This window comes from Diaphorobacter sp. LI3 (genome assembly GCF_022807955.1).
In the GTDB taxonomy this organism is placed as follows: domain Bacteria; phylum Pseudomonadota; class Gammaproteobacteria; order Burkholderiales; family Burkholderiaceae_C; genus Diaphorobacter; species Diaphorobacter nitroreducens.
In genome coordinates this window covers 831,003-843,153 of record NZ_CP094346.1, presented here as the reverse complement: position 1 = coordinate 843,153, position 12,151 = coordinate 831,003, and the positions used below count along the sequence as shown (strand labels likewise).

At 67.8% G+C, this 12,151-nt stretch carries 10 protein-coding genes; all 10 read right to left on the bottom strand.

The window, feature by feature from the left end:
* Positions 1-242: 242 nt before the first annotated feature.
* The 10 genes from MRB47_RS03935 to MRB47_RS03890 all read right to left on the bottom strand — a co-directional run bounded on the left by MRB47_RS03935 (position 243) and on the right by MRB47_RS03890 (position 12,055).
* Entirely contained in the window at positions 243-1,175 is a 933-nt protein-coding gene (locus MRB47_RS03935) for an electron transfer flavoprotein subunit alpha/FixB family protein (RefSeq protein WP_011806821.1), read from the bottom strand.
* Between the two features lie 21 nt (positions 1,176-1,196).
* On the bottom strand, positions 1,197-1,946 hold the full coding sequence (locus MRB47_RS03930; protein WP_015914289.1) for an electron transfer flavoprotein subunit beta/FixA family protein: 750 nt from the start codon (positions 1,944-1,946) through the stop codon (positions 1,197-1,199).
* A gap of 21 nt (positions 1,947-1,967) precedes the next feature.
* Complete coding sequence (locus MRB47_RS03925; protein ID WP_252101953.1) at positions 1,968-2,942, bottom strand: NAD(P)H-dependent flavin oxidoreductase; 975 nt, start codon at positions 2,940-2,942, stop codon at positions 1,968-1,970.
* Positions 2,943-2,953: 11 nt separating this feature from the next.
* Positions 2,954-3,949: a Bug family tripartite tricarboxylate transporter substrate binding protein gene (locus MRB47_RS03920; RefSeq protein WP_252101952.1), complete on the bottom strand. Its 996-nt coding sequence runs from the start codon at positions 3,947-3,949 to the stop codon at positions 2,954-2,956.
* Positions 3,950-4,019: 70 nt separating this feature from the next.
* The gene (locus tag MRB47_RS03915; protein ID WP_011806825.1) at positions 4,020-5,255 is read right to left on the bottom strand and encodes a CaiB/BaiF CoA transferase family protein; all 1,236 of its coding nucleotides are present in this window, start codon (positions 5,253-5,255) and stop codon (positions 4,020-4,022) included.
* Between the two features lie 35 nt (positions 5,256-5,290).
* The gene (locus MRB47_RS03910) at positions 5,291-6,121 is read right to left on the bottom strand and encodes an oxepin-CoA hydrolase, alternative type (RefSeq protein ID WP_252101951.1); all 831 of its coding nucleotides are present in this window, start codon (positions 6,119-6,121) and stop codon (positions 5,291-5,293) included.
* A gap of 109 nt (positions 6,122-6,230) precedes the next feature.
* On the bottom strand, positions 6,231-7,361 hold the full coding sequence (locus MRB47_RS03905; protein WP_252101950.1) for an acyl-CoA dehydrogenase family protein: 1,131 nt from the start codon (positions 7,359-7,361) through the stop codon (positions 6,231-6,233).
* 25 nt (positions 7,362-7,386) lie between these two features.
* Entirely contained in the window at positions 7,387-8,586 is a 1,200-nt protein-coding gene (locus MRB47_RS03900; protein ID WP_123676833.1) for an acyl-CoA dehydrogenase family protein, read from the bottom strand.
* A 10-nt stretch (positions 8,587-8,596) separates the two neighbouring features.
* Positions 8,597-9,796 (bottom strand): acetyl-CoA C-acyltransferase, encoded by a 1,200-nt coding sequence (locus MRB47_RS03895; RefSeq protein WP_252101949.1) that lies wholly within the window; start codon positions 9,794-9,796, stop codon positions 8,597-8,599.
* Positions 9,797-9,937: 141 nt separating this feature from the next.
* Positions 9,938-12,055 carry a 3-hydroxyacyl-CoA dehydrogenase NAD-binding domain-containing protein gene (locus MRB47_RS03890; RefSeq protein WP_252101948.1) on the bottom strand — a complete coding sequence of 706 codons (2,118 nt, stop codon included), beginning with the start codon at positions 12,053-12,055 and terminating at the stop codon, positions 9,938-9,940.
* Between the last annotated feature and the right edge of the window lie 96 nt (positions 12,056-12,151).

Here is a 12,151-nt window from a genome sequence, read left to right as displayed (position 1 = left end):
GTGCAACTGTGCCGCATTCTGTCGCCGCACGACACCACCGTCCGCGGTCGATGCGCAAAACACTACTGGCAGCACACGAATGCCGCTGGGGGCAGGCGGCGCAGCGCGATGCGGCCGGAAATGCCCACTCCGACGCCAAGCTGAGGGATCAAGAAGGTGCCGCGGATCGTCGCTCAGGAGTCTGAGGAAGAACGAGAGGTTCGATCCCGCACGGCACCTCAGTGCCGTGCGGGTACGCCAGGTTACAGCCGAGAGGCCATCTCCGGCACGGCCTGGAACAGATCGGCCTCCAGCCCATAGTCGGCCACCGCAAAGATCGGCGCCTCCGGGTCCTTGTTGATCGCCACGATCACCTTGCTGTCCTTCATCCCCGCCAGGTGCTGGATCGCCCCCGAGATCCCCGCCGCGATGTACAGCTGCGGCGCAACGATCTTGCCCGTCTGCCCCACCTGCAGGTCGTTCGGGGCGTAGCCCGCGTCCACCGCTGCGCGGCTGGCGCCAATGGCCGCGCCCAGCTTGTCCGCCAGCGGGGTCATGACTTCGTTGAACTTCTCGCTGCTGCCCAGCGCCCGGCCGCCCGAGACGATGATCTTGGCGGCGGTGAGCTCGGGGCGGTCGCTCTTGGTGACTTCGCGTCCTGCAAAGCTGCTCTTGCCGGCGTCGGCCACGGCGGCGGTGGTTTCCACCGCAGCGCTGCCGCCCGTGGCGGGCGCCGCGTCAAAGCCGGTGCCGCGCACGGTGATGACCTTGACGCTGTCCGCGCTTTGCACGGTGGCGATGGCGTTGCCCGCGTAGATGGGGCGCTCGAAGGTGTCGGCGGAGATCACTTTGGTGATGTCGCTGATCTGCGCCACGTCCAGCTTGGCGGCCACGCGCGGGGCGACGTTCTTGCCGCTGGCGGTGGCCGGGAACAGGATGTGGCTGTAGTTGCCGGCAATCTGCAGCACCTGGGCGGCCAGGTTCTCAGCCAGGCCGTCCTTCAGGCTGGCGCCGTCGGCGTGCAGGACTTTGGCGACGCCTGCGATTTGGGAGGCGGCCTGGGCGGCGGCCTGCGCGCCTTCACCGGCTACGAGCACGTGCACGTCGCCCCCGCAGGCGAGTGCGGCGGTGACGGTGTTCAGGGTGGCGGCCTTGAGGCTGGCGTTGTCGTGTTCTGCAATGACGAGTACGGTCATGTTGTTTCTCCTGTCCTGCCTTTAGATGACCTTGGCTTCGTTCTTGAGCTTGTCCACCAGCGTGGCGACGTCGGGCACTTTCACGCCGGCGCCGCGCTTCGGGGGTTCGGCCACCTTGAGGGTCTTGAGGCGCGGGGCCACGTCTACGCCGAGGTCTTCGGGTTTGACGGTGTCCAGCGGCTTTTTCTTGGCCTTCATGATGTTGGGCAGCGTGACGTAGCGCGGCTCGTTCAGGCGCAGGTCGGTGGTGATGACGGCCGGGGTGGTCAGTTGCAGGGTTTCCAGGCCGCCGTCGACTTCGCGTGTGACGCTGACCTTGTCGCCGGCCACTTCGACCTTGCTGGCGAAGGTGGCCTGGGGCAGGTCTGCCAGGGCCGCCAGCATCTGGCCGGTCTGGTTGGCGTCGTCGTCGATGGCTTGCTTGCCCAGGATGATCAGGCCCGGTTGCTCTTTGTCCACCAGGGCCTTGAGCAGCTTGGCCACGGCCAGGGGTTGCAGCTCGGCATCGGTTTCCACCAGGATGCCGCGGTCGGCGCCAATGGCCATCGCCGTGCGCAGCGTTTCCTGGCATTGCGCCACGCCGCAGCTCACCGCGATCACTTCCGTGGCCACGCCTTTTTCTTTGAGCCGCACCGCCTCTTCCACGGCGATTTCGTCAAAGGGGTTCATGCTCATCTTCACGTTCGCGATGTCTACGCCCGTGCCGTCCGACTTCACCCGGACCTTCACGTTGTAGTCCACCACGCGCTTGACGGGGACGAGGATTTTCATAACAAGTCTCTTTCTGCTGGGTTATCGGAGCATGCCCGCCAGGCGCTGGGAGATCAGCGCTTCGGCCTGGGACATGATGGAGTCGATGAGCTGCTGCACGGTGGGCACGTCATGGATCAGCCCGGCAACCATGCCGCAGGACCACACGCCGGCCTGCATGTCGCCCTGCTGCATGATGCGCGGGTAGACGCCGGCCACCTCGGGCGCAATGTCCGCGAAGGTGATGGCGGCGCCCAGTGCGCGCTCCTTGTCCAGCACGCGCTCGGTGGCGCTGTTGGTGAGCACGCGCTCGGTATTGCGCAGCGGGCGCATGATGAGTCGCGTATCCAGTTCGGAGGCCGCAACGATCGCCTGCTTGACGTTCTCGTGCACCGGCGCTTCCTGGGTGGCGATGAAACGCGTGCCCATGTTGATGCCCTCAGCGCCAAGCGCCAGCGCAGCCACCAGGCTGCGCCCATCGGCCATGCCGCCCGAGGCGACGAAGTGGATCTTGAGTTCTTCGGCCGCGCGCGGCAGCAGGATGAAGTTGGGAATGTCGTCCTCGCCCGGGTGGCCGCCGCATTCAAAGCCGTCCACGCTGATCGCGTCGCAGCCGATGGACTCGGCCTTGAGCGCGTGGCGCACCGAGGTGCACTTGTGGATGACCTTGATGCCGGCCTCCTTCAGCGCGGGCATCCACTTCTGCGGGTTGTTGCCTGCCGTCTCGACGATCTTCACGCCACCCTCGATGATCGCCTTCACATAGCCCGGGTAGTCGGGCGGATTCACCGACGGCAGGAACGTGAGGTTCACGCCAAACGGCTTGTCGGTCATCGTGCGGCAGCGTGCGATCTCCTGCGCCAGCAACTCGGGCGTCTTCTGCGTGAGGCCGGTGATGATGCCCAGCCCGCCGGCATTGGAGACGGCTGCGGCCAGCTCGGCATACCCCACGTGGTGCATGCCGCCCTGGAGGATCGGGTGCTCTATGCCGAAGAGCTCGGTGATGCGGGTCTTCATGGCGCGCTCGCTCAGTCGTTGGCGATGCCCTTGTCGCGGATCACCTGGCCCCAGCGGGTGTAGTCCTGCTGCACGCGCTGGCCCATCTGGGCGGGGTCCATGAAATGGGCAATGGCCCCGGCGCCCAGCAGGCGGTCCTGCACTTCCTTCTCGGCCAGGATCTGGCGCACCTCATAGGCCACGCGGTCCACGACGGCCTTGGGCGTGCCCGAGGGCGCCACCAGGCCGCCCCAGGACACGGCCTCGTAGCCCTTGAAGCCTTGCTCGGCAATGGTCTTCACATCGGGCACCACGCCCACGCGCTGGGGCGAGCCCACGGCGATGGCGCGCAGCTTGCCGGCCTGGATGTGCGGCAGCGCGGCGATGAGGTCCGAGTACATCACGGGCACCTGGCCGCCGATGGTGTCGGTGATGGCAGGGGCGCTGCCCTTGTAGGGCACGTGCTGCATGTCGAAGCCGCCCATCTGCTTGAGCAGTTCCATGCTCAGGTGGCCGAAGCTGCCCGTGCCCGAGCTGGTGTAGTTCATCGGCACCTTCTGCGCCTTGGCATGCTGGATGAGCGAGCCCAGGTCGGTGACGTTGGGCAGCTGCGTGGGGTTCACCACGACCACGATGGGCAGGTCGTACACCATGGCCACGGGGGTGAAGTCCTTCACCGTGTCGTAGCCCGCCTTCTTGTACAGGTGCGGCGCCAGCAGCGTGGGGGTGGCCAGCATCATCAGCGTGTAGCCGTCGGCCGGGCTCTTGGCGACCTGTGCGGCAGCGATCGAGCCGGAGGCACCCGCGCGGTTTTCCACCACCACGGGCTGCTTGAGACGGTCGGCCAGCTTCTGGCCCACGATGCGCGAGGCCGTGTCGGTGGGTCCGCCCGCCGGGAATGGGACGATCAGCTTGACCATCTTGTCGGGCCAGGCGGCCTGCGCCATGGCTCCGCCGGCCACACTGGCGAGCAGGGGCGCGGCGGCCAGGGCCAGCGCGGTGCGGCGGGTGATTGCAGAAAATTTCATGACGTCTCCTAGAGTAAAAAATGGTTCCAGCGCTTACCCATCAGGCGCTGGCAGCTATCTTTTAGATAGCTCACTGCGGCGGCAGCGTCAGCACACCCTGCGCCTGCAAGGCCTGCAACTGCTCATCGCTGAGCGCCAGCAGCCGGTGCAAGACCTCACGCGTGCCCTCTCCCAGCGTGGGCGGGGCATTGCGGATCGGCAGGCGCTGGCCGTCCAGCCGGTACGGCGGTGCGAACACCGGCGTGGTGCCCTCGACGGGGTGCGGCATGTCCTGCACCAGGCGGCCGCGGCGCGTGCGCTCGCTGGTCAGCGCTTCGTGCAAGCCTGCCACCTTGCCGCAGGGGATGCCGGCCGCGGTCAGGCGCTGCAGCAGCAGGTCGCGCGGGAAGGTGGCGATCAGCTCCTTGAGCATGGGACCCAGCTCCAGCCGGTGCTTGGCGCGGTTCACGTTGGTGGCAAAGCGCGGGTCCTCGACGATGTCGGGCCGCTCGATCACCTGGCGGCAGAACTTGTCGAACTGCGCGTTGTTGCCCACCGCAATGATCAGCGGGCCGTCAGCGGACTCGTACATGCCGTACGGCACGATGGACGGGTGCGCGTTGCCGTAGCGCTCGGGGTCATGGCCGAGCTTGAGCGCGTCCAGGCCGTAGTAGCCGGTGATGGTGAGGCCGCAGTCGTACAGCGCCATCTCGATCAGGCGCCCGCGCCCCGTTCTGCTGCGCTGGAACAGCGCCGCCAGCACGGCCTGGCCGGCGTACATGCCGGTCATCAGGTCCACCACGGCGACACCGAACTTCAGCGGCGGCGTGCCCGCCTCGCCGTTGAGCGCCATGAGGCCGGTCTCGCCCTGGATCACCAGGTCGTAGCCGGGGCGCTTGGCCTCGGGGCCGCTGGTGTCGTAGCCGGCCACGGCGCAGTAAATCAGATCCGGCTTGATCGCCTTGAGCTGCTCGTAGCCCAGGCCCAGCTTCTCGGCGCCACCGGTCTTGAAGTTGTGGATCACCACGTCGCACTGCGGCAGCAGCTCGTGGACGATCTTCAGCCCCTCGGGGCTTTGCAGGTCGAGGGTGATGGACCGCTTGTTGCGGTTCATGCTGTTGTAGTAGGTGGTCTCGGTCTTGCCGATGCGCATGCCCCAGTCGCGGGTATCGTCGCCGCGGCCCGGGTGTTCCACCTTGATGACCTCGGCCCCCAGGTCCGCCAGTACCTGGCCGCACAGCGGCCCGGCGAACACGCGGGAAAGATCAAGCACCCTCACGCCGTCGAGCGGAAAGTCGATGTCGTGGGTCGGTGCGTTGGATGCCATGGGCTTGTCTCCTTGGATATCGGCCAATACGAAAATCAGTGCGCGCCGCGCAGTTTCGTGTAGTCGGGTGCGCGCTTTTCCAGAAAGGCCCCGATGCCCTCGCGCGATTCGGCGGTCTCCTGCGCGCGCACCATGCACTGCGCCTCCAGCTCCAGCTGCTGCTCCAGCGTGGTGCGCGGCGCGGCGCGGCACAGCTCCTTGATGCGGGCCATGGTCCACGCGGGGCCGCTGGCCACCTGCGCAGCCAGCGCCACCGCATCGGCCAGTGCGTGCCCGGGCTCGCACAGCCGGTTCACCGGGCCGAGCTGGTGCATGCGCTCGCCGCTGATGCGCTCACCCGTCAGGCACAGCTCGGTCAGCACCTGGCGCGAGACGAACTCGGCCAGGAAAGCCGTGGCGCCGCCGTCGGGCGTGAGGCCCACCTTGACGTAGGCCACGGAGAACACCGCATTCTTTGCCGCCACCAGCATGTCGCAGGCCAGCGCCAGCGACAGGCCGGCGCCCGCGGCCGCGCCCTCCACCGCTGCGATCACGGGCTTGGGGCAGTCGCGCACGGCGCGGATCAGGTCGTGCAGGCCTTCCAGCTTGGCGCGGCGCTCCGCGATGGGCAGCTCGCGGCGCTTGGCCAGCTGGCGCAGATCGCCCCCTGCGCAGAAGTGCCCGCCCTCACCGGTCAGCACCACGGCGCCGATGGTGGGGTCTGCCACCGCGTCCACCAGGGCCTGGGTGACGGCGGCATAGAAGGCCGGCGACAACGCATTGCGCGCCGCCACATTGTTGTGGGACAACACGAGCACGGCGCCTTCACGGCGGGTGCGCAGGACGCCGTCGGGCGCGCCATCCAGGGCTTTGTCGGTCACGGGCATCTCCTATGCTATTTATTTTGTAGCTATCCGCGCTTGATGCGCAATGGCTCGTGGCTATTTTTATGCTTAACCCCCTCTTCCAACGAAGAAGGGGCTCCAGAGACCCGCCTCAGGCCGCCAGGGCCATGAAGCGCTGCAGGTGGTGGTCCTCGTCGCCAAACTGGTGGCCGATCATCACCAGGCGCTTGGCGTAGTGCGCCAGGGGCAGCTCCCAGGTCATGCCGATGCCGCCGTGCAGCTGGATGCTCTCCTCGGCCACCTGCGTGCCCACGTAGCCCACGGTGTACTTGGCGGCGGACAGCGCCCGGTCGCGCGCGGCCCCCTGGGCGTTGTCGATGGCGTCGGCGGCGTTGATCACGGCCGAGCGCGCCTGCTCGACTTCCAGCAGCAGGTCGGCCATGCGGTGCTGCAGGGCCTGGAAGGTGCCGATGGCCACGCCGAACTGCTTGCGCGTGCGCAGGTATTCCAGCGTTTGGTCCTTGGCCACGTCCATCGCGCCCAGCGACTCGGCGGACAGCGCCAGCAGCGCATAGCCCGCGATGTGCTGCAGCACGGCGTGGCCCTCGCCCTCGGCGCCCAGCAGCGCGTCGGCCGGCAGTTGCACATTGTTGAAGGTGAGTTCGGCGGCACGGCCGCCCTCGAAGCGGTTGTAGGCGCGCTTGGCGATGCCGGCCGCATTGCCATCGACCAGGAACAGGCTGATGCCCGCCTCGTCCAGCGGCCCGCAGGCCGTGCGTGCCGAGACCAGCAGCAGGTCGGCCTTTTCGCCGAAGGCCACCACGCCCTTGGCGCCGTTCAGCTCCCAACCGCTGGCCGTGCGTGCGGCAGTGGTGGTCACGCGGTTCAGCTCGTAGTGGCCGCCGGGCTCGTCATGTGCCAGCGCGGCGATGGCGGTGCCGGCCACAAGGTCTTCCAGCCGCGCCTTCTGTGCGTCGCTGCCCGCGGCGATCAGCGCCTGGCCCACCACCAGCGCGCCCAGCAGGGGTTCGGCCACCAGGCCGCGGCCCAGGCTCTCGAACACCACGCTGATGTCAAAGCCCGCGCCGCCAAAGCCGCCCTCGGACTCGGGAAACAGCGCGCCGATGGCGCCCAGTTCGGCCAGCTGCGCATACAGCTGCGGGCTGTGGCCCTCGTCGCCATAGGCGATGCGGTTGCGCGCCTCGATGGCGTACTGCTCGGAGACGAAGCGGCCGAGCGTGTCCGCCAGCATGCGGCGGTCTTCGGTGTGTGCGAAGTTCATGTGCTTTTCTTCCCGCGCGGTTCGGTCACAGGCCCAGGATCATCTTGGAGATGATGTTCTTCTGGATTTCGTTGGAGCCGCCGAAGATCGACAGCTTGCGGTAGTTGAAGTAGCTGGCCGCGGCGGTGGCGGCCTCGTCGATGCCGCCCACGGGCGCCTCGTTCCAGCCCTCGTACTGGGCCTCGTCGATGTAGGGCACGGCATACGGCCCCATGGCGCGGCGGATCAGCGACAGGATTTCCTGGCGGATCTCGGTGCCGCGGATCTTCAGCATGGAGCTTTCCGCACCGGGCACGCCGCCGCCGGCCACGGCGGCGATCACGCGCAGGTTGGTGGTCTTCATGTTTTCCAGGTCGATCTCCACGCGCGCCATGCGCGCGGCGAACAGCGGGTCCTGGCTCAAAGGCTTGCCGTTCTTGTGCACCTTGGCGGCGATGACCTTGAGCTTGGCCAGCGCCGAGATGCAAAAGCCCACGCCGGCGATGCCGGTGCGCTCATACGTCAGCAGGTACTTGGCGTAGGTCCAGCCCTTGTTCTCTTCGCCGACCAGGTTTTCCACGGGCACCTTCACGTCGGTGAAGAAGACTTCGTTGACTTCCTTGTCGCCGTCCAGCGTGCGGATGGGGCGCAGCTCCACGCCGGGCGCCGTCATGTCCACCAGCAGGAAGCTGATACCGGCCTGCGCCTTGGCGTCCTTGTTGGTGCGCACCAGGCAGAAGATCATGTTGGCGTGCTGGCCCTGGGTGGTCCAGGTCTTTTGCCCGTTGACGATGTAGTGGTCGCCGTCGCGCACGGCCGTGGTCTTGACCGAGGCCAGATCCGAGCCCGCGCCAGGCTCCGAATAACCCTGGCACCACCAGTCATCGCCGTTCAGGATGCGGGGCAGCCAGTACTTCTTTTGCTGCTCGTTGCCGTACTTGATCAGCACCGGGCCGAGCATGTTCACGCCGAACGGCACGATGCGCGGGCCGCCGGCCAGCGCGCATTCGGTGTCGAAGATGAACTTCTGCACCGCGCCCCAGCCGGGGCCGCCGTGTTCCTGGGGCCAATGGTTGGCCAGCCAGCCGCGCTCGTTGAGGATGGCGTGCCACTCCTCCTGGTCTTCCTTGGTCAGGCGCTGGCCGGCCTTGACCTTGGCGGCGATGCGCGCGGGCAGCTTGTCTTTCAGGAACGCACGCACTTCGTCGCGAAATGCCTGCTCCTCGGGGGTGAATTGCAGATCCATGGGAGTCTCTTCAGAAAATTTCAAACAGCCCGGCCGCGCCCTGGCCGCCGCCGATGCACATGGTCACCACGGCCCATTTCACGGACGGGTCCTTGGCCTTGCGGCGCTGGCCTTCCAGCAGGACGTGGCCGGCCAGGCGCGCGCCCGTCATGCCGAACGGGTGGCCGATGGAGATGGCGCCGCCGTTGACGTTGAGCCGGTCCATCGGGATGCCCAGCTGCCGCTGGCAGTACAGGGCCTGCGAGGCGAAGGCCTCGTTCAGCTCCCACAGGGCGATGTCCTCCACCTTCAGGCCCGCACGCTCCAGCAGGCGCGGCACCGCGAACACGGGGCCGATGCCCATCTCGTCGGGCTCGCAGCCCGCCACGGCAAAGCCGCGGAAGGCGCCCAAGGCCTGCAGGCCGCGGCGCTCGGCCTCCTTGGCTTCCATCATCACGCAGGCGGCCGAGCCGTCGGACAGCTGCGAGGCATTGCCCGCCGTGACGAACTTGCCCGCGCCCTTCACGGGCTCCAGCTTGGCCAGGCCTTCGAGCGTGGTGCCGGGGCGGTTGCAGTTGTCCATGGTGGCGACCACCTCGCGGTAGGTCACCTCGCCGGTTTCCTTGTTCTTCTCGGCCATGGTGGTGGCGCAGGGCACGATCTCGTTGTCGAACACGCCGCTGGCCTGGGCGGCGGCCGTGCGCTGCTGGCTCTGCAGCGAGAACGCGTCCTGGTCCTCGCGCGTGATGCCGTAGCGCTGGGCCACCACGTCGGCGGTGTCGATCATCTCCATGAACAGCGCGGGCTTGTGCTCCACCAGCCAGGGATCCAGGTGCGAGGCGCCACTGCGGCCGGCCGGGTTCATGAGCGAAATGCTCTCCACGCCGCCGGCCACCATGGCCGGCACGCCCTCCAGGACGATGCGGCCTGCGGCCACGGCGATCGCCTGCAGGCCCGAGGAGCAGAAGCGGTTGATCACCGTGCCGCCCACCGTCACCGGCAGGCCGGCGCGCAGCGCGGTCTGGCGGCCGATGTTGCGGCCGGTGGTGCCCTCGGGGTAGCCACAGCCCCAGACCAGGTCTTCGATCAGGCCGGGGTCGATGCCGGCGCGCTGCACGGCGGCCTGCACCGAGAAAGCCCCCAGCTGGGCGCCCGGGGTTTGGTTGAACTCGCCGCGGTGCGACTTGGCCAGCGGCGTGCGGGCGGTGGAAACGATGACGGCTTCGCGCATGGCGGGTCTCCTGGTGTCTCGGGATGCTGTGTTGTTGATAGCTGCTAGCGCTTGTTCAATGGGCCTTCAAGCATGAAAACCCATTGAAACCTTTGAATGACAAGCGCTGACAGCTCCTGTTTTTGATAATCGGCCAGAGAATCAAGCTGCCTTGTTCAGGCTGTCGAAGTTGCGGCCCTCGGCCACCAGCTGTTCCAGCAGCGGCGCGGGCTTCCAGAACAGCGGGTCTTCCTTGGCAAAGGCCTGGATGTCGGCCAGCACCTTGTCCAGGCCCGTCATGTCGGCCCACTTCATCGGGCCGCCGCGCCAGCGCGGAAAACCGTAGCCGGACAGGAAAGTCACGTCCACATCCAGCGGGCGCAGGGCAATGCCCTCTTGCACCACCTTGGCGCCTTCGTTGACCATGGCAGCCATGTAGCGGCGCATGATCTCGTCGGCCGTGAATTGGCGCGGCGTGATGCCCTTCTTGGCGCGCTCGGCGTCCACGATGGCCAGCACCTCGGGGTCGGGCTGGCCCACGCGGGCGCCCTGCGGGTAGAGGTAAAAGCCCCGGCCGGTCTTCTGGCCGAACCAGCCGCGCTCACAGACGCGGTCGGCCACCTCGACGTAGCGGGCCTGGGGGTCGCGCGTGGCGGCGCGCCGCTTGCGCGTGGCCCAGCCGATGTCGCCACCGGCCAGGTCGGTCACCTGGAACGGACCCATCGCAAAGCCGAAGCCGCGCACGGCCTCGTCGATTTCGTAGGGGCTGGCGCCGTCTTCCATCAGGTAGTCAGCCGCCTGCTTGTACACAGCCAGGATGCGGTTGCCGATGAAGCCGTCGCACACGCCGGCGCGCACGGGCACCTTCTTCATCTTCTTGGCCAGCGCGAAGGCGGTGGTCACCACGTCGGGCGCCACCTTGGCGGGCACCACGATCTCCAGCAGCTTCATGATGTTCGCCGGGCTGAAGAAATGCAGGCCGATCACATCCTGCGGGCGCGAGGTGGCGGCGGCAATCGCGTCGATGTCCAGGTACGAGGTGTTGGTGGCCAGCACCGCGCCCGGCTTGCAGACGCGGTCCAGCTCCTTGAACACGGCCTTCTTGACCTCCAGGTCCTCGAACACGGCCTCGATCACCAGGTCCACATCGGCGATGTCGTCGTAGCGGGTGCTGGGCGTGTAGCGCGCCAGGATGGCGGCCTTGCCTTCCGCGGTCATGCGGCCCTTGGCGATCAGGCCGTCGTAGACCTTCTCGACGTTCTTCTGGCCGCGCGCGATGGATTCTGCGTCGCGCTCGATCATGGTCACGGTGAGGCCGGCGTCCAGCGCGGACACGGTGATGCCCGCGCCCATGGTGCCGCCGCCGATGATGGCGATCTTGGCGAAGTGGCGCGGCGCGGCGGCCTGCGCCTCGGGGATCTTGGCGGTCTCGCGCTCGGCGAAGAACGCGTGCACCAGGCCCTGGCGCTGCGGGCTGTTCAGGCATTCGACGAACAGCGCGCGCTCCTTGGCGATGCCCTCGTCGAACGGCAGCTCCACAGCGGCGCGCACGCATTCCACGATCTTGCCGGGCGAGAACAGGCCGCGGGTCTTCTTGGCGGTCTCAAGCGCCAGCGCGTCCAGCTCGGCCAGCGCGGCGGCCTGGTCGGCAATCTTCAGGTCCCGCGTGCGGCGCGGCTGCGCGCCCTGGGCCAGCAGCTCGTTGGCGTAGGCCAGGCCGGCGGCCACGGGGTCGGTGCCTTCGACCAGTCGGTCCACCAGGCCCGCCGCGGCGGCGGCCTTGGCGCTCAAATGCTTGCCGCTGAGCATCAGCTCGGCTGCCGCCTTCACGCCCATCAGGCGCGGCGCGCGCTGGGTGCCGCCGGCGCCGGGCAGCAGGCCCAGGTTCACCTCGGGCAGGCCCAGGCTGGCCGCGGGCAAGGCCAGGCGGTAGTGCGCGGACAGCGCCACTTCCAGCCCTCCGCCCAGCGCGGCGCCGTGGATGGCGGCGACCACCAGCTTGCCGCAGGACTCCAGGCGGTTGCACACCTCGGGCAGCGACGGCGGCACCGGGGGCTTGCCGAACTCGCGGATGTCGGCACCGGCGATGAAGGCCTTGCCCTCGCACACGATCAGCAGGGCGCGCACGGCGGCATCGCCCTCGGCCTGCTCCACCGCGGCCAGCAGGCCGGCGCGCACCGCCTGCCCCAGGGCATTGACGGGCGGGTTGTTGATGCTGACCACCAGCACCGCGCCTTCGCGGCGGGTCTGGACTTCAGGGGCCTGGGCGGCAGGGCTCATGCGTACGTCTCCGGTGTCTCGTAACGGAAAAGTCGCATTCTTGTTCTGATAATGGTTCTTTACAATCCACAGTCAAATTGACAGAGCGTCAAATCT

Bases quoted from the DNA above. Each gene is read 5' to 3' on its own strand.
- MRB47_RS03895 (WP_252101949.1), bottom strand. From the start codon at position 9,796: ATGCGCGAAGCCGTCATCGTTTCCACCGCCCGCACGCCGCTGGCCAAG.
- MRB47_RS03910 (WP_252101951.1), bottom strand. From the start codon at position 6,121: ATGCCCGTGACCGACAAAGCCCTGGATGGCGCGCCCGACGGCGTCCTG.
- MRB47_RS03890 (WP_252101948.1), bottom strand. From the start codon at position 12,055: ATGAGCCCTGCCGCCCAGGCCCCTGAAGTCCAGACCCGCCGCGAAGGC.
- MRB47_RS03920 (WP_252101952.1), bottom strand. From the start codon at position 3,949: ATGAAATTTTCTGCAATCACCCGCCGCACCGCGCTGGCCCTGGCCGCC.
- MRB47_RS03915 (WP_011806825.1), bottom strand. From the start codon at position 5,255: ATGGCATCCAACGCACCGACCCACGACATCGACTTTCCGCTCGACGGC.
- MRB47_RS03925 (WP_252101953.1), bottom strand. From the start codon at position 2,942: ATGAAGACCCGCATCACCGAGCTCTTCGGCATAGAGCACCCGATCCTC.
- MRB47_RS03905 (WP_252101950.1), bottom strand. From the start codon at position 7,361: ATGAACTTCGCACACACCGAAGACCGCCGCATGCTGGCGGACACGCTC.
- MRB47_RS03900 (WP_123676833.1), bottom strand. From the start codon at position 8,586: ATGGATCTGCAATTCACCCCCGAGGAGCAGGCATTTCGCGACGAAGTG.
- MRB47_RS03935 (WP_011806821.1), bottom strand. From the start codon at position 1,175: ATGACCGTACTCGTCATTGCAGAACACGACAACGCCAGCCTCAAGGCC.
- MRB47_RS03930 (WP_015914289.1), bottom strand. From the start codon at position 1,946: ATGAAAATCCTCGTCCCCGTCAAGCGCGTGGTGGACTACAACGTGAAG.